We start from the raw sequence: 14,875 nt of genomic DNA on the forward strand, positions 1-14,875 counted from the left end.
GGCCCGGCGATCGCGCCGGGCCGCCCTTTTATTGCCGGCAGTTTCAGCTGGAGGCGCGGCTAACCGTTCAATTCACGTTGCGCGTCCGCCCGGCCCAATAGGGTTCGCGCAGATCCTTCTTCAGGATCTTTCCGCTGGGGTTCCTGGGCAGCACATCGATGAAGTCCACGCTCTTGGGCAATTTATAGCCGGCGATGCGATCCCGCGCGAAGGCGATCAGTTCGGCCGCCGTCACGTCGCCGCGCTTCACCACGATGGCCTTCACCGCTTCGCCCCATTTTTCATCCGGCACGCCGATCACCGCGCAATCGGCCACGGCCGGGTGTTCGTGCAGGGCGTTTTCCACTTCCGCCGGATAGATATTCTCCGCGCCCGACACGATCATGTCCTTCACGCGGTCGTGGATATACAGATAGCCATCTTCATCCAGATAGCCGGCATCGCCGCTGTGATACCAGCCATCGATCAACACCTTGGCGGTCGCCTCGGGCTTGTTGTGATAACCGGTCATGTTGCTGGGTGATCTGATCAGGATCTCCCCGACCGCGCCGGGCGGCAGATCATGGCCATGACCATCGACGATGCGGATGGCATCACCCGGAAACGGCTTGCCGCAACCGCGCATGCGGATGTTGCCGGCCGGATCATGATCTTCGGGCGGCAGATAGGTGACGCTGGCCGAGGTTTCGGTGGCGCCATAGACCTGCACGAAGCCGGCGCGCGGGAAGGCCTGGATCGATCGGCGCAGCACATCGAGCGGGATCGGCGAAGCGCCATAATGCAGCTCCTTCACGCAAGCCAGATCGGCTGGCGCCTGTTCCAGATACAGGCTGATCGCCAGCATCACCGCCGGCACCAGCACCAGATGCGTCACCCGTTGTTCGACAATGGTGGCCACGATGCCGGCAATATCGGGCCGCGGCATGATCACCGATGGCACGCCGTGCGCCATGCCCAGCAGCAGCCACAGCGAACCGCTGACATGAAACACCGGCATGGCCACCAACGACACATCGCCGTCCTGCCAGCGGCCGAAGGAGGCGCCTTCCACCCGGCCCGGCTTGGCAATCGCCGCCAGCAATTGCCGGTGCGACAGCAGGGCCCCCTTGGGGAAGCCGGTGGTGCCGCTGGTGTACATCTGCACGGCGATATCATCCGGTGCCGCAGCCACGGCGGCCGTATCGGGCGCATGACCGGTCACGAATTCGCCAAAGGCCGGCCGGCCTTCATGGGCGGCATCCAGCAGCAGCACACTATCCAGCCCGGTCGTCGCCTGCGCCTCGACCACCAGCGGCAGGAAAGCGGATTCCGACACCAGCACATTGATGCCGGCATCGCCCAGCACATAGGCGATTTCCCGCGCCACCAGCCGGGCGTTGATCGCCACCATCACCGCACCCAGCCGGAAACAGGCACAGACCAGGGTCGCATATTCGATGTGATTGAGCGCCAACCAGCCCACCCGATCCCCCGGCTTCACGCCCAGGCTGCGCAGCGCGGCCACCGCGCGCCGTTCGCGGTCATGCAATTGCGCAAAGCTCCACGCCACGCCATCGGCGCGCACCGCGATATTGTCGGGCGTGGTGGTGGCAAAATGAGCCGTCACATCGGCAAGCGTGGTGAACATGGCGCGCATTCCTTTCGTCTGCTGCCGCGATGTTGCCGAAAGCCGGGCGATTTTGCCACTGTGGATTGCGGCCCGGCAGGGGGCACGGTAAAGCCCCTGCCCATGGCCAACACTACCCTCGCGCTCGTCAACATCTTCATCATGGTCACCCAGGTGCTGATCTGGGGCCTGGTGATCTGGGCGATTTCCAGTTGGCTGGTGGCATTCAACATCGTCAACGCCAGCAATCCGGTGGTGCGTGCGATCCTCACCGGGCTGGACCGGGTCTACGATCCGCTGGTGCGCCCGATCCGCCGCATCCTGCCGGATTTCGGCGGCATCGATCTGTCGCCGGCCGTGCTGTGGCTGGTGCTGGCTGGCCTGCAACAACTGGTGCCGGCACTGGTGTACGACAGCGCGCGGTTGTTGCAGTGAGCGCCGTCCTGATCGACGGCAAGGCCCGCGCGGCCGCGTTGCGTACAGAGGTTGCAGGCGGCGTGGCGCAGTTCGTGGCGACACACGCCCGCGCGCCGGGGTTGACTGTGGTGCTGGTTGGCGATGATGCCGCCAGCGCCGTCTATGTCGGCGCCAAGGGCAAGGCCACCCGCGAAGTCGGCATGATCTCCACCGAACATCGCCTGCCGGCCACGACGCCTGAGGCCGAATTGCTGGAACTGGTGGCGCAACTCAACGCCGATACAGCGGTGGACGGCATATTGGTGCAACTGCCGCTGCCCGCCCATATCGATGCCGACAAGGTGATCGCCGCCATCGATCCGGCCAAGGATGTCGATGGCTTTCACCCCATCAACGCCGGCAAGCTCGCCATCGGCCAACCCGCGCTGGTGCCGTGCACGCCGTCGGGCTGCCTGCTGATGATCCGCGAAGCGCTGGGCAATATCAGCGGCGCCGAAGCACTGGTCATCGGGCGGTCGTCCATCGTCGGCAAGCCGATGGCCGCGCTGCTTACCGCGGCGTCGGCCACCGTCACCATCGCCCACAGCCGCACCCGCGATCTGGCCGCGCATGTCGCCCGCGCCGATATCGTCGTCGCCGCCGTCGGCGTGCCCCACCTGGTGCAGGGCGCCTGGATCAAGCCCGGTGCCTGCGTGATCGATGTCGGCATGAACCGCATCACCCTGCCCAGCGGCAAGACGAAGCTTACCGGCGATGTCGATTTCGACGGCGCGGTGGCGCGCGCCGGCTGGATCACGCCCGTGCCGGGCGGCGTCGGCCCGATGACCATCGCCTGCCTGCTCGCCAACACGCTGAAGGCCGCCACCGCGCGCGCTGCTGCTTGATGGATGGCCCGCTCATCCAGTTGTTCATCTCGGCCTTCGTGACGCTGTTCGTGGTGATCGATCCGCCCGGTTGTGTGCCGATCTTCTCCAGCCTCACCGCCGGCACATCGCCGGCCCATCGCCGCACCATGGCCATCCGCTCCAGCCTGATCGCCACCGGCGTGCTGGTGGCATTTGCGCTGGGCGGCGAGGCGTTCCTGTCGGCGCTGGGCATCACCCTGCCCGCCTTCAAGATTGCCGGGGGCATCATGGTGTTCGTGATCGCCATCGACATGGTGTTCGAAAAACGCACCCAGCGCCGCGAAAACCGCGCCGAGGAAGTGGTCTCGTCTGCCGTGGCATCCGGCAAGCAACTGGAAGAAGAAGATATTTCCGTCTTCCCGATGGCGATCCCGATGCTGGCCGGGCCGGGCTCCATCGCGTCGGTGATGCTGCTCAGCGCGCGCACCGGCGGTGATCTGGCTGCCGAAGCCGTGGTGCTGGCCGCGCTGGTCGCCGTGCTGGCGCTCACTTTCCTGTCGCTGCTGGCGGCCGCGCCGATCATGAAATTGATGGGCGCCAAGTTCGAAGGCGCGCTCACCCGGCTGCTCGGCGTGGTGCTGGCCGCCCTGGCCGCGCAATTCGTGATCGACGGCATCAAGCAGAGCTTTGGCCTATAGTCTCCCCGCGAAAGGAACATCACCCATGCCTACCGCCCTCATCATCGGCGCCTCACGCGGGATCGGCCTTGGCCTCACGGCCGAACTCATCGCCCGCGGCTGGCAGGTGGTCGCCACCCACCGCAGCGCCGCGCCCGAACTTGTCGCCACCGGCGCAACCACGGCCGTGGTGGACATGGACGATGCCGAGAGCGTCGCCGCACTCGCCGCCGCCCATGCCGGCACGATGTTCGATCACATCCTGATCAACGCCGGCATCAGCAGCACCCCCACCGCCAGCACCACCGACAAGGACAATGTGACAAAATTGTTCTGGACCAACGCCATCGCCCCCATTCGCGCCGCGCGCATCCTGCTGCCGCTGGTGAAGGATGGCGGCAGCATCGGCTTCATGACCTCGATCCTGGGCACTGTCGGCGGCCGCCAACACGGCTATGCCGAACTGTACAGCGCCTCCAAAGCCGCGCTCAACAGCCTGACGCGGGGTTTCGCAGTGCAGGATGTCGGCAGCCGCAATATCGCGGTGATCAACTTCCACCCCGGCTGGGTGAAAACCGACATGGGCGGCGACGGCGCCGACATCGATGTCGCCACCAGCGTGCAAGGCCTCGCCACCCAGATCGAGACCGTCAAACCACCCGGCCAGCACTATATCGACTATACCGGCAAGACGATCCCCTGGTGAGGCTCAGCGCCCGTCGCGCCGCCCCAGCAAGCGCAAACGCAATGCATTCAACCGAATGAACCCAGCCGCATCGCGCTGATCATACGCCCCGCGATCATCCTCGAATGTCACGATGCCGGCCGAATACAGGCTGTTTGGCGATTTGCGGCCCACCACGCTGGCGCTCCCCTTGAACAGCTTCAGCCGCACTGTGCCGCTCACCTTGGCCTGGCTGTGATCGATCGCCGCCTGCAGCATCTCGCGCTCCGGGCTGAACCAGAAGCCGTTGTAGAGCAGCCCGGCATATTTGATCGCCAGCTCGTCCTTCAGATGCGCCGCGCCTCGGTCCAGCGTGATCTGCTCGATGCCGCGGTGCGCCAGGTGCAAGATCGTGCCGCCCGGCGTTTCATACATGCCGCGCGACTTCATGCCGACAAAGCGGTTCTCCACCAGATCGAGCCGGCCGATGCCGTGGCGCTTGCCCATCGCGTTCAGCGTGGCCAGCAGCGTGGCCGGCGACTGGCCCTCGCCATTCACCGCCACCGCATCGCCGCGCTCGAAATCGACCGTGATATACTCGGGCTCATTGGGCGCATCTTCCGGGTGGTCGGTGCGGCTGTAGACATAGTCCGGCACCTCCTCCCACGGATCTTCCAGCACCTTGCCTTCGCTGGACGTGTGCAGCAGGTTGGCGTCGGTCGAAAACGGGCTTTCGCCGCGCTTGTCCTTGGACACCGGGATCTGGTGCTGTTCGGCAAAGGCGATCAGCGCCTCACGGCTGTTCAGCGACCATTCCCGCCACGGCGCGATGATGCGGATATCGGGGGCCAGCGCATAATAGCCAAGTTCAAAGCGCACCTGGTCATTGCCCTTGCCCGTCGCGCCATGGCTCACCGCATCGGCGCCCACGCTGCGCGCGATCTCGATCTGCCGCTTGGCAATCAACGGCCGCGCGATCGACGTGCCGAGCAGATATTGCCCTTCATACAGCGCATTGGCGCGCATCATCGGAAACACATAATCCGCCACGAATTCCTCGCGCAGATCGTCGATGAAGATATTTTCCGGCTTGATCCCCAGCAGCAACGCCTTGGCCCGCGCCGGCTCCAGCTCCTCGCCCTGGCCCAGATCAGCGGTAAACGTCACCACCTCGCAGCCATATTCGGTCTGCAGCCACTTCAGGATCACGCTGGTATCCAGCCCGCCCGAATAGGCGAGGACGACCTTGTTGACTTGCGACATGGGCAGTTCCTTGAACGTCGTGATTCGTGAGCCGGCCTTGTGGGGCGGGATCAGCGTTCCTGCAACAGGCCAGGCCAATCCTGCCCGGCATAGCGGACGGCAATGATCACCACGGTTTCGTTGGCAACGCGGTAGACAATGGTGACATTGCGGCGGACGCTGATCGAGCGCAGGCCGGGCCGTGGCAAATCATGTCTCGGACTGCCGCGATAGGGAAACGAGGACAGTGAACAGGCCTCTGCTGCAATCTGACCAACAAATCGCCGGGCGGTCTCTGCGTCTGCGACTTCCTCCAACCAGGCTTCAAGTCGAACAAGGTGCCGCGATGCGGACGGCAAAAACCGAACCTTCACGCACGTTCAGCCGTGCGCAATCGGCGGGCCTCATCCAGTTCAGCCATCACGTCTTCGAGGGTGAGCAAAGGCTCCTGGCCCGCATCGAGCCGATCAACAATCTCGGCCACTTCTGCATGCCACTGCGCCAGCGCCGCCGGCGACCCGTCCAGCCCCCGCAACCAATCCGCAATCACGGCGCCTTCATCGGGATACTCCCCCGCCGCCACGCGGGCGCGGATGTCGGCGGCCAGATCGTCGGGCAGAGTGATGGTGAGCGTTGCCATCGCCCATGAATATCACAACCGCCAGCCTCGATGCCAGCCCGCCGGTCCGGTGCCAAGCTGCGCGGCGATCCTGGCCAATGATGGCGCAGCGCCATCGGCGGGGAAAAACCCGGCGGCATGAAAAACTGCTACAGGTTCGGCGGCGTTTTGCCCTATTCCGTGCCGACGTCTGGTTCAACGATGCTGGCACGAAGTGCGGGGTGAGGCACTTGTCAATCAAGCTGGGGGCTTCACATGGCAACGCAAAGCGGTTTTCGGGAACCTGCAATCCGCATCACCGCGATGCCCGCCGATGCCAATCCGGCCGGCGACATCTTCGGCGGCTGGCTGATGGCGCATATGGACATGGCGGCAGGCATTGCGGCCGCCCGGCGGAGCAAGGGCCGGTGCGCGACGGTGGCCGTGGAGGCGATGACCTTCCTGCAGCCTGTGCGCATCGGCGATGAAGTCACGGTCTATGCCGATCTGGTCAAGACCGGGCGAACCTCCATCACCATCGAAGTGGAAGCCTGGCGCCGCCCCCGCTCAGCCGAAGAGCGAACCCAGGTGACCCACGCCCGCTTCATCTTCGTGGCCATCGACGCCGAAGGCCAGCCAAGGCCCATACCACCAGCGGAAACCGCGCCGATGTAAAGCCGCAACCCCTGACCGTCGTGTACGGAAGATGCCCTAAGCCGCCAGAATCATGTCCGCCGCCTTTTCGGCGATCATCACGGTTGCCGCGTTGGTGTTGCCGGAAACGAGGCGCGGCATCACCGAGGCATCGACAACGCGCAGGCTGGCGATGCCATGAACGCGCAATTGCGGATCGACGACGCTGCTGGGGTCATCCGCGCGGCCCATCGCCGCTGTGCCGACCGGGTGATACAGCGTCGAGCCCATCGTGCGGGCGTAATCCAGCAGTTCATCATCGCTTTGCAGTTCAAGGCCCGGCATCAATTCTTCGGCCATCCACGGGCTGAGCGCCGGTTGTGACGCCAGCAATCGCGCCCAGCGCAGGCCAGCGACAATCGTCGCCTGGTCCGTCGCATCGGCAAGGTAATTGGGCCGGATTGCCGGACGATCGAGCGGTGCCGCCGTCTTGATATGGATGCTGCCGCGGCTTTCGGGGCGCAACTGGCACGGCGCGATGGTCAGCCCCGGCAACTTTTCGAGCACCAGTTCGCCCTTGTTCACATAGGCATCGGCATCCATGCTGCCGGGCAGGATATGATATTGGACATCGGGACCGGAAAGGCCGGGCCGCGTCCGCACATAGGCCTGGATATGCGCCGCCGACAGCGCCAGCAGACCCTTGCGCTGCACCGCATAGCGCGCCACCTCGCGCACCAGCCGCCACCCACGGCTGAGTTCATTGACCGAGATACAATCCTTCAGGCGGAATTTGGTGCTGACCATATAATGGTCCTGCAGATTGCCGCCAACGCCCTTCAGCGCGTGCACCACCGGCACGCCCGCAGCAGCGAGCACATCCGGATCGCCAATGCCGGACAGTTCGAGCAGTTGCGGCGAGTTGACCGCGCCGCCTGACAATATGACCTCGCGCCGTGCCTTTGCGGTGATGCTGGTGCCATTTTGCGTATAGCGAACCCCGGTGGCGCGCTTGCCGTCAAAGGTCACGCATTCCGCCTGGGCATGGATTTCAAGCGTGAGGTTCGAACGCTGCAACGCCGGGCGCAGATAGCCCATCGCCAGCGACCAGCGCCGGCCATTCTTGATGGTCATCTGAAAATAGCTGATGCCGTCCTGTGCTTCGCCGTTGATATCATCGTTGAACGGTATCCCCGCTTCGACCCCGGCGCGGATCACTGCATCCGAAATCGGGTGGCGATCCTGCGGGTCCGACACGTTGAGCGGACCATCGCCGCCGTGCAGCGGATCTGCCCCCAGCCGTTCATTGCTTTCGGCCCGGCGGAAATAGGGCAGCACATCGCTGTGGCTCCACCCCGTGCAACCAAGCTGCGCCCATTGATCGAAATCCGCTGCCTGGCCGCGCACATAAAGCAGCCCGTTGATCGATGATGATCCGCCCAGCACCTTGCCGCGCGGCCAGACGTGCGGGCGGTTGCCCGATGTCGGGTCGACCTCGGTTTCGTACAGCCAGTTGACCTTGGGGTCCTTCAAGGTCGTCGCATAGCCGATGGGAATATGGATCATCGGGCTGCTGTCCTTGCCGCCCGCTTCCAGCAACAGCACGCTGTGCTTGCCATCGGCCGTCAACCGATTGGCGAGAACGCAGCCCGCGCTGCCGGCACCAACGATGATAAAATCAAATTCGCGCATCATCCATTCCCCCGTCCATCCCTGGACCGCTCAGTTCATGCCTGTCCCCCTTGGGCCTGTCCACCAAAGTCGCGGGCTGGGCCGGTTTCCCGGCGCGCAATTGCGGAAACACGGATTTAACGGCCCCGATCACGTCCGTGACCTTGGGACAGGGGCTGCCTGAAAACTTATGGGTCCAGGGTCCGCGACCCTGGCTGCGGTAGGCTCTCTTCTTGTTCACGCTCTGTCCTACACGCCCCTTGCCGGGTTACTGTACCGCCCATGAGCAGCAACACGCCCCCCGCCCTTCGCCCGCAGCACAATGGCTGGTCACCAGAGCGCCAACAGCGGTTTCTCGATCATCTGGCGCTGCATGGCAGTGTGGCCGCTGCCGCGCGGGCGGCGGGGATGACGCGGCAATCGGCCTATTGGTTGCGGCACCAGCCCCACGCGTGGGAATTCGCCCAGGCCTGGGATGCTGCGCTGGCCGATACCGGTCGCTGGATCGAGGATATGGCGCTCGACCGCCTGCTCGATGGCGAGGCGGAGGTGCTCGAGCGCGAGGGCGTGGTGGTGGCGGTGCGGCGGCGGCCGGCCGATGTGCGGTTGCTGCTGTTTCACCTCAATCGGCTGGAACGGCGAAAAAGCGAAGCTTTACAAAACCGAAACCGGCCGGATTCGTCTCAAGTGGCAAAACTGCGGGCGGAATTGCGGGCGCTGGCAGCCATGCCGGAAAAAGGCCAGCCCGTGCCACCTATTTTTGCCGGCGGATGAAATCGCGGATGTCGGTGGAGAGTTTCACCCGGTCTTGGCTGCGGACATACATCATGTGACCGGCGTCATAATAATGATACTCCACCCGGTCGCTGGGCCAGCCGGGGCGGTTCATCGAATATTCGGCGAAATAGAAAGGCGTGGCGAAATCATACCAGCCCTGCCCCACCCACACTTTGGCGCCGCTGTTTTCGCGCAGCGTGCGGGCGAGGCCAGGGGCGACGTTGACATAGGAATCGCGGCCATTGCCCAGCCGCCAATCCCAACGGCCGACACCGCCGATGGACACATAGGAGCGGTCGGTCTTGTAGCCCAGATCACCGCGCAGATAGGCATTGATGGCGGCGGGATAGGAGGCATCGATGCCATAGAAGCTGGGATCATTGTCGGGGGTTTCGCCGGCATTGTCATAATCCTTGCCGGTGTAGCGGGCATCGAGCCTGCCGATGGTGAGGCCCCGGTCGCGCAGCAGTTCCTTGTAGAAACGGCTGGGGGTCACGCGCAGATTGGCCTGTTCCAGATAGGTTTCCGACAGCCCGGTGAAACGGGCGAGCTGCTTGCGGATCGCCACGCGTTCGTCGGCGGGCAGGCTGTTGCCCTTGATCAGCGCGGTGATGTAGGCGCCGCTGGCAAAGGCGCGGGCTTCGGCGGCCCAATCGGCGACGTTCGCCGGCTTGTTCGCCACCTTGTCGTGGTACCAGGCAGCGGCGGCGTAGCTGGGCAGCAGGCCCATATACTGCATTTCATTGCCTTCATCCTCGGCCTCCAGCCCGAAATCGAGGATGGTGGAAATCAGGATGACGCCGTTCAACGCGACATCATTGTACCCGCGGTTGAGTTCATGGGCGACCGCGGCCGACCGGGTGGTGCCATAGGATTCGCCGCCCAGAAACTTTGGCGCGTTCCAGCGGTTATGCTCGTTCAGCCACAGCCGGATGAACTCCGCCACCGATTTGGCATCGCTGGTGACGCCCCAGAAATCCTTTGGATCGGTCTTGCCCAGCGCGTGGCTCCAGCCGGTGCCGACCGGATCGATGAACACCAGATCGGCAACATCCAACAGCGATTCAGGATTCTCGGAAATATCATAGGGCGGCGCACCATCGTCCTTGGCATCCGGGATATTCACCCGTTTCGGCCCGAAAGCGCCCATGTGCAGCCACAGGCTGCCCGAACCGGGGCCGCCGTTGAACAGGAAGAACACCGGCCGGTTCGGTTCGGCTGCGTCCTTCAGATAGGTGGTGGAAAAAATCGCGGCGGTCGGCTTGCCGTCCTTGTCCTTCAGGTAGGTCTCACCGGCGATGGCGGTGTAGTTCATCTTCACGCCGCCGAAGGTGCCGCTGCGCTTGGCGGTCACGCGGTTGGGGGCCGGAATTGCTTCGGCGGCCTTTTCCGGGGGCTTTTCGGCGGTCTGCGTGAAGGCTGGTGCCGCCATTGCCATGGCCAGCGCGGCCAACGAAATCCGTATCATGATGCCTCCCGAAATTTCGTTCGGGATAGCGGCGGCACAGAGGGGGCGCAATCCATAACCCCGCGCCCGCCAGCGGGCGCGGGATCTAGTGGCTCAATAATCCGCGGCCCCGCTCCAGGCGATCGGCGGCGGCGTCACGATCGGCGCGCGTTCCGGCGGCGCTGGCGCCGGTTCAACCGCCGGCACCGCCTGCGCCAGCCGCCCCACCGCCCAGGCGCCCACGGCCACCGCGGCCAGACCCACCGGCGATACCCGGCTCAGCACGAACGGCAGCGCCACGGCGGCGGCATTGCCCAACGGCCCCAGCCCGCCATGCGCAACACGCGCAGCGATCTGGCGGGTGGCAACGGCGGCCAGCGAACGGGTGGCAAAACGGACCAGCATGGACATCAAGAAATTCCTCCTGACCCCTGCTTACCATGTTCGGGCGCGAAGGTTCACCCTGCCGTCTCGCGCCGGGCAGTTCGCCGCGCTATGGCCACGCCATGCCGGAAAAACCCCTCACCCTCGCCGATGCGCTGCTGCGGCTGTGTCTGCTCGCGGAAGTTGCGATGGCCGGGCTCTACATCTGGCAGGGCTGGCTGCTGTGGCCCTATCCAGGCGATTGGGACGCACCGCCAACCCGCCGTGCCGTCACTGTGGTGGAGGGCCTGTATCTGTTCCTATTCGTGCCGGCGGCCATCATTGTCGGCCAGCGCTGGCTGGCAACACGCGACCGCACGCAGGCCATGCTGATGCTGAGCTATGGCCTGTTGACGGCAGCGTCGTTCGCGGCGTGGGGGATGGCGGCCGCCTTGGGGGAGGTGCGTGCGCTGTTCCTTGCGGATGCGCTGATTTCGCTGCTGGGCGTGCCGATCATCGCCCGTGCGCTCAGGGTGCGAGCTTGACCGCGCTGCTGGCCCCCGACAAGGCATCCAGCGCCGTTACCCAGGTTGCGCCCGCCGGCACCGCGCCGGCGAACCGCCCGGTCTGGCCCGCATATGCCAGCGGCACCCGCTTGTCGCCGACCCAGGCATCGATGCGGAAACGCTTGGCATCCCACAGCGACCCCGGCGCGATCGGACAGCCGCACAGCATCGACACATCGGCGACGACACGCCCGCCTTCGCGTTTCGCCGTCAACGCCAGGCCTTGCAATTCCACCACCCAGCCATCGCCAGCAATCGGCTGGCCGGGAATCAGCCAGCGGGAGGTGGTCAGCGATACCGCGGTGCCGGCGGGCTGCAACGGGCCATTCACCGTCAGGCGGATTTCGGCGGGTTCGCTGATGTCGAGCATGGTGGCAAAGGTGCCGACACCTTCGGTGGCGATCCGCTCACCGCGCGGCGCGCCGTTCATGATGCGGGCGGTGTCACCGGTGCTGCCCACGATGCGCCCCTGTTTCAGCGTCTTGCCGCTGGCGACATCGACCAGTGTCACGTCAACGCCGCCCATGCCGTCGCCGATGAACTTGGCACCCTGGGACAAGACCCGCACCACCACCGGTGTGGGCACCGCAAAGGCTGGGGCAGCAGCGAGCAGAACAGCAATGGTGAGAATCGACTTCATGATTGGTTTCCAGCAAATACGGCAGCAGCGCTGCGGATTTCGGCCTCGCGCTGGCCAATACGGGTGGTGTTGATCGCCTGCACTTGCGCCAGGATTTCGGGCCGGGCCGTGGCGGGCGTGCCACCCGGCGCCTGATCCGGATCATATTCCAGCGCCAACCGCAACACATCGGCCAGATCGCGCCCATGCAGATGTTCGGCAATGCGGAAGGCGAAATCGATGCCACTGGTGACGCCGCCAGCGGTGATGATGTTGCCATCGATCACCGTGCGCTCCGCGACGAATTCCGCGCCGAACAGCGCCAGATATTGCCCCCACGCCCAATGGCAGCCGGCGCGCCGGCCCACGAGCAGCCCGGCCGCAGCCAGGATCAGCGATCCGGTGCACACGCTGGTCAGATACTTCAGCCCCGGCGCCTGCCCGCGCAGCCAAGCGAGCACCACGTCGTCATTCATCACCGCCGAACAGCCAAAGCCGCCCGGCACGCAGAGCAGATCAAACTGGCCGGCATCGGCCAGCGTTACCGTGGGCATCAGCGCCAACCGGCAATCGCTCATCACCGGCGCCATCGTGGCCGCGACATAGTCCACCTGCGCGCCGGGCAGCCGGCTGAGCACCTGCGCCGGCCCGGTCAGATCGAGCTGGGTGAGATTGTCATAGAGCAGAAAGCCGATGCGCATGGGTTCGCCTCCGTTTATCGTTGCCATAGCCCGGCTGGCCGGGCTTCGCCAGCGCCGCGGCCTGCCTGCCGCATTGCAGCATGCAGGGGCCTGTGATAGGCCCCGCCACCGTCAACAGGGTGACATCTGCATGTCAAACCACGGGGCACCGTCCGCGGCCGCTCACACCGATCACGGGCACCCCCAGCCGCTGGTGAAGCTGGCGGTGGGTGCCATCGGTGTGGTGTTCGGTGATATCGGCACCAGCCCGCTCTATGCCTTCAAGGAGACGTTTGCGGGCCACCACCCGCTCGCGGTCGATGCACTGCACGTGTTTGGCGTGATCTCGCTGATTTTCTGGACGATGATGCTGGTGGTGACGGTGAAATATGTCACCGTGATCATGCGGGCCGACAATCGCGGCGAGGGCGGATCGCTGGCGCTGCTGGCGCTGATTTCGCGCCTGTCACCCGGCGACACCCGCTCGACGCAGCTGGTGCTGCTCGGTGTGCTGGCCACCGCCTTGTTCTTCGGCGATTCGATCATCACACCGGCAATCTCCGTGCTGTCGGCCGTCGAGGGCATCACGGTGGTGGAGGCCCGCATGGCGCCCCTGGTCGTACCGATCGCCATTACCATCCTGATCGCGCTGTTCCTGTTCCAGCGCCGCGGCACCGCCCGCGTCGGCGCCATTTTCGGGCCGATCGTGCTGGTCTATTTCACCACGCTGGCCGTGCTCGGATTGGTCAATATCGTCGATTATCCCGGCATCGTCGCGGCGCTCAGCCCGCTCTATGCCGCCAGCTTCATCGCCGATTCGCCGCTTGCCGCATTCCTTGCCTTGGGCAGCGTCGTGCTGGTCGTGACCGGCGCCGAGGCGCTTTATGCCGACATGGGGCATTTCGGCCGCAAGCCGATCCGCCTCGCCTGGTATGGACTGGTGCTGCCGTCGCTGATGCTCAACTATCTCGGCCAGGGCGCGCTGCTGATGGTCACACCCGAAGCCGTGGCCAATCCCTTCTTCCTGATGGCGCCGGAATGGGCACGGCTGCCGCTGGTGGTGCTGGCCACCTTTGCCACCATCATCGCCAGCCAGGCGGTGATTTCCGGGGCCTTTTCGGTCACGCAGCAGGCGATCCAGCTCGGTTTCCTGCCACGCATGAAGATCGTGCACACTTCGGCTTCGGCCTTCGGGCAGATCTATATTCCGGCGGTGAACTGGACACTGCTGGTGCTGGTGGTGTTCCTGGTGCTCGGCTTCCAGTCCTCGTCCAACCTGGCGGCGGCCTATGGTATTGCCGTTACCGGCACGATGTTCATCGACACGATGCTGCTGGCTGTGCTGGTGCTGACCATCTGGCGCTGGCCGATATGGTGGGCGGCGCCGCTGCTGGCGATCTTTGCGCTGGTCGATTTCGCTTATTTTGCCTCCAACCTCACCAAGGTGCCGGATGGCGGCTGGTTCCCGCTGGTGATCGGCCTCATCGGTTTCACCGGGCTGACCACCTGGTCGCGCGGCCGGGCGCTGATGCAGGATCGGATGCGCGATTCGGCGATGCCGATCGAGGTGTTCATCAAATCCGCCGCTGCCGCTGCCACCCGCGTGCCGGGCACGGCCGTGTTCATGACGACATCGCCGGTCGGTGTGCCGCAGGCGCTGCTGCACAACCTCAAACACAACAAGATCCTGCATGATCGCATCATGATCCTGACCGTGGTGATCGATGAAGTGCCGTATGTGTCCGATGAAGATCGCATCGGCGTGCGCGAGCTTGGCGGCGGCTTTTATCGCATCCTGATCCGCTATGGCTTCATGCAGGAAATCGACATTCCCGCCGTGCTGCGCACCGTCGAAAATTGCGGCCCGCGGCTGAAGATGATGGAAACCAGCTTCTTCCTGTCCCGCCAGACCCTGCTGGCCAGCGACAAGCCCGGCATGGCGATCTGGCGTGAGCATCTGTTCAGCTGGATGATGCGCAACGCCGAAAGCGCGATGGACTTCTTCAAGCTGCCGACGAACCGCGTGGTGGAATTGGGCAGCCAGGTGGAAATTTGAGAGGGCACGCTTGG

At 64.7% G+C, this 14,875-nt stretch carries 17 protein-coding genes; 8 read left to right on the forward strand and 9 right to left on the reverse strand.

Features of this window, described 5'->3' with window-relative positions:
* Positions 1–67 precede the first annotated feature (67 nt).
* The gene (locus ACTIEZ_RS12975; RefSeq protein ID WP_439547106.1) at positions 68–1,627 is read right to left on the reverse strand and encodes a long-chain-fatty-acid--CoA ligase; all 1,560 of its coding nucleotides are present in this window, start codon (positions 1,625–1,627) and stop codon (positions 68–70) included.
* Positions 1,628–1,729: 102 nt separating this feature from the next.
* Between ACTIEZ_RS12975 and ACTIEZ_RS12980 the strand changes: the two genes are divergently transcribed.
* From ACTIEZ_RS12980 to ACTIEZ_RS12995, 4 genes are read left to right on the forward strand one after another with little or no spacing between them, the layout of a single operon-like run.
* A complete protein-coding gene (locus tag ACTIEZ_RS12980) occupies positions 1,730–2,041 on the forward strand; it encodes a YggT family protein (protein ID WP_439547107.1) in 312 nt (103 codons plus the stop codon).
* Complete coding sequence (gene folD / locus ACTIEZ_RS12985; protein ID WP_439547108.1) at positions 2,038–2,907, forward strand: bifunctional methylenetetrahydrofolate dehydrogenase/methenyltetrahydrofolate cyclohydrolase FolD; 870 nt, start codon at positions 2,038–2,040, stop codon at positions 2,905–2,907. Before ACTIEZ_RS12980 ends, folD begins: the two co-directional genes overlap by 4 nt.
* A complete protein-coding gene (locus ACTIEZ_RS12990; RefSeq protein ID WP_439547109.1) occupies positions 2,907–3,566 on the forward strand; it encodes a MarC family protein in 660 nt (219 codons plus the stop codon). The genes folD and ACTIEZ_RS12990 overlap by 1 nt, the downstream gene beginning before the upstream one ends.
* 25 nt (positions 3,567–3,591) lie before the next feature.
* Entirely contained in the window at positions 3,592–4,251 is a 660-nt protein-coding gene (locus tag ACTIEZ_RS12995) for an SDR family NAD(P)-dependent oxidoreductase (RefSeq protein WP_439547110.1), read from the forward strand.
* A 3-nt stretch (positions 4,252–4,254) separates the two neighbouring features.
* On the opposite strand, the gene ACTIEZ_RS13000 is transcribed toward ACTIEZ_RS12995, so the two are convergent.
* Genes ACTIEZ_RS13000 through ACTIEZ_RS13010 form a run of 3 tightly spaced genes read right to left on the reverse strand, consistent with a single transcriptional unit; the run spans position 4,255 to position 6,091 of the window.
* Positions 4,255–5,472: an argininosuccinate synthase gene (locus tag ACTIEZ_RS13000; protein ID WP_439547111.1), complete on the reverse strand. Its 1,218-nt coding sequence runs from the start codon at positions 5,470–5,472 to the stop codon at positions 4,255–4,257.
* A gap of 50 nt (positions 5,473–5,522) precedes the next feature.
* On the reverse strand, positions 5,523–5,825 hold the full coding sequence (locus ACTIEZ_RS13005) for a type II toxin-antitoxin system RelE/ParE family toxin (RefSeq protein WP_439547112.1): 303 nt from the start codon (positions 5,823–5,825) through the stop codon (positions 5,523–5,525).
* The gene (locus ACTIEZ_RS13010; RefSeq protein ID WP_439547113.1) at positions 5,822–6,091 is read right to left on the reverse strand and encodes a ribbon-helix-helix domain-containing protein; all 270 of its coding nucleotides are present in this window, start codon (positions 6,089–6,091) and stop codon (positions 5,822–5,824) included. The genes ACTIEZ_RS13005 and ACTIEZ_RS13010 overlap by 4 nt, the downstream gene beginning before the upstream one ends.
* 234 nt (positions 6,092–6,325) lie before the next feature.
* Here ACTIEZ_RS13010 and ACTIEZ_RS13015 point away from each other — a divergent pair, with 234 nt between their 5' ends.
* Positions 6,326–6,724 carry an acyl-CoA thioesterase gene (locus ACTIEZ_RS13015; protein WP_439547114.1) on the forward strand — a complete coding sequence of 133 codons (399 nt, stop codon included), beginning with the start codon at positions 6,326–6,328 and terminating at the stop codon, positions 6,722–6,724.
* 36 nt (positions 6,725–6,760) lie between these two features.
* Here ACTIEZ_RS13015 and ACTIEZ_RS13020 read toward each other — a convergent pair whose 3' ends face one another.
* Positions 6,761–8,377 (reverse strand): GMC family oxidoreductase, encoded by a 1,617-nt coding sequence (locus tag ACTIEZ_RS13020; protein WP_439547115.1) that lies wholly within the window; start codon positions 8,375–8,377, stop codon positions 6,761–6,763.
* Between the two features lie 258 nt (positions 8,378–8,635).
* Between ACTIEZ_RS13020 and ACTIEZ_RS13025 the strand changes: the two genes are divergently transcribed.
* Positions 8,636–9,127 (forward strand): hypothetical protein, encoded by a 492-nt coding sequence (locus ACTIEZ_RS13025; protein ID WP_439547116.1) that lies wholly within the window; start codon positions 8,636–8,638, stop codon positions 9,125–9,127.
* On the opposite strand, the gene ACTIEZ_RS13030 is transcribed toward ACTIEZ_RS13025, so the two are convergent.
* Positions 9,108–10,598, reverse strand: a complete 1,491-nt coding sequence (locus ACTIEZ_RS13030) for a S10 family peptidase (RefSeq protein WP_439547117.1) — start codon at positions 10,596–10,598, stop codon at positions 9,108–9,110. The genes ACTIEZ_RS13025 and ACTIEZ_RS13030 overlap by 20 nt on opposite strands.
* Positions 10,599–10,691: 93 nt before the next feature.
* Entirely contained in the window at positions 10,692–10,988 is a 297-nt protein-coding gene (locus ACTIEZ_RS13035) for a hypothetical protein (protein ID WP_439547118.1), read from the reverse strand.
* A 29-nt stretch (positions 10,989–11,017) separates the two neighbouring features.
* On the opposite strand from ACTIEZ_RS13035, the gene ACTIEZ_RS13040 reads away from it, so the two are divergent.
* Positions 11,018–11,485, forward strand: a complete 468-nt coding sequence (locus ACTIEZ_RS13040; RefSeq protein WP_439547119.1) for a hypothetical protein — start codon at positions 11,018–11,020, stop codon at positions 11,483–11,485.
* Here the strand turns inward: ACTIEZ_RS13040 and ACTIEZ_RS13045 are convergent.
* Both ACTIEZ_RS13045 and ACTIEZ_RS13050 read right to left on the reverse strand, forming a co-directional pair.
* Complete coding sequence (locus ACTIEZ_RS13045; RefSeq protein WP_439547120.1) at positions 11,469–12,146, reverse strand: hypothetical protein; 678 nt, start codon at positions 12,144–12,146, stop codon at positions 11,469–11,471. The two genes, ACTIEZ_RS13040 and ACTIEZ_RS13045, sit on opposite strands and share 17 nt — an antisense overlap.
* Positions 12,143–12,826 (reverse strand): DJ-1/PfpI family protein, encoded by a 684-nt coding sequence (locus ACTIEZ_RS13050; protein WP_439547121.1) that lies wholly within the window; start codon positions 12,824–12,826, stop codon positions 12,143–12,145. Before ACTIEZ_RS13050 ends, ACTIEZ_RS13045 begins: the two co-directional genes overlap by 4 nt.
* Before the next feature lie 130 nt (positions 12,827–12,956).
* Between ACTIEZ_RS13050 and ACTIEZ_RS13055 the strand changes: the two genes are divergently transcribed.
* Positions 12,957–14,861, forward strand: coding sequence for a potassium transporter Kup (locus ACTIEZ_RS13055; protein ID WP_439547122.1), 1,905 nt, complete (start codon positions 12,957–12,959; stop codon positions 14,859–14,861).
* The last annotated feature ends 14 nt before the right edge of the window (positions 14,862–14,875 follow it).

The organism is Sandarakinorhabdus sp. (assembly GCF_051860625.1).
Taxonomy (GTDB): Bacteria; Pseudomonadota; Alphaproteobacteria; order Sphingomonadales; family Sphingomonadaceae; genus Sandarakinorhabdus.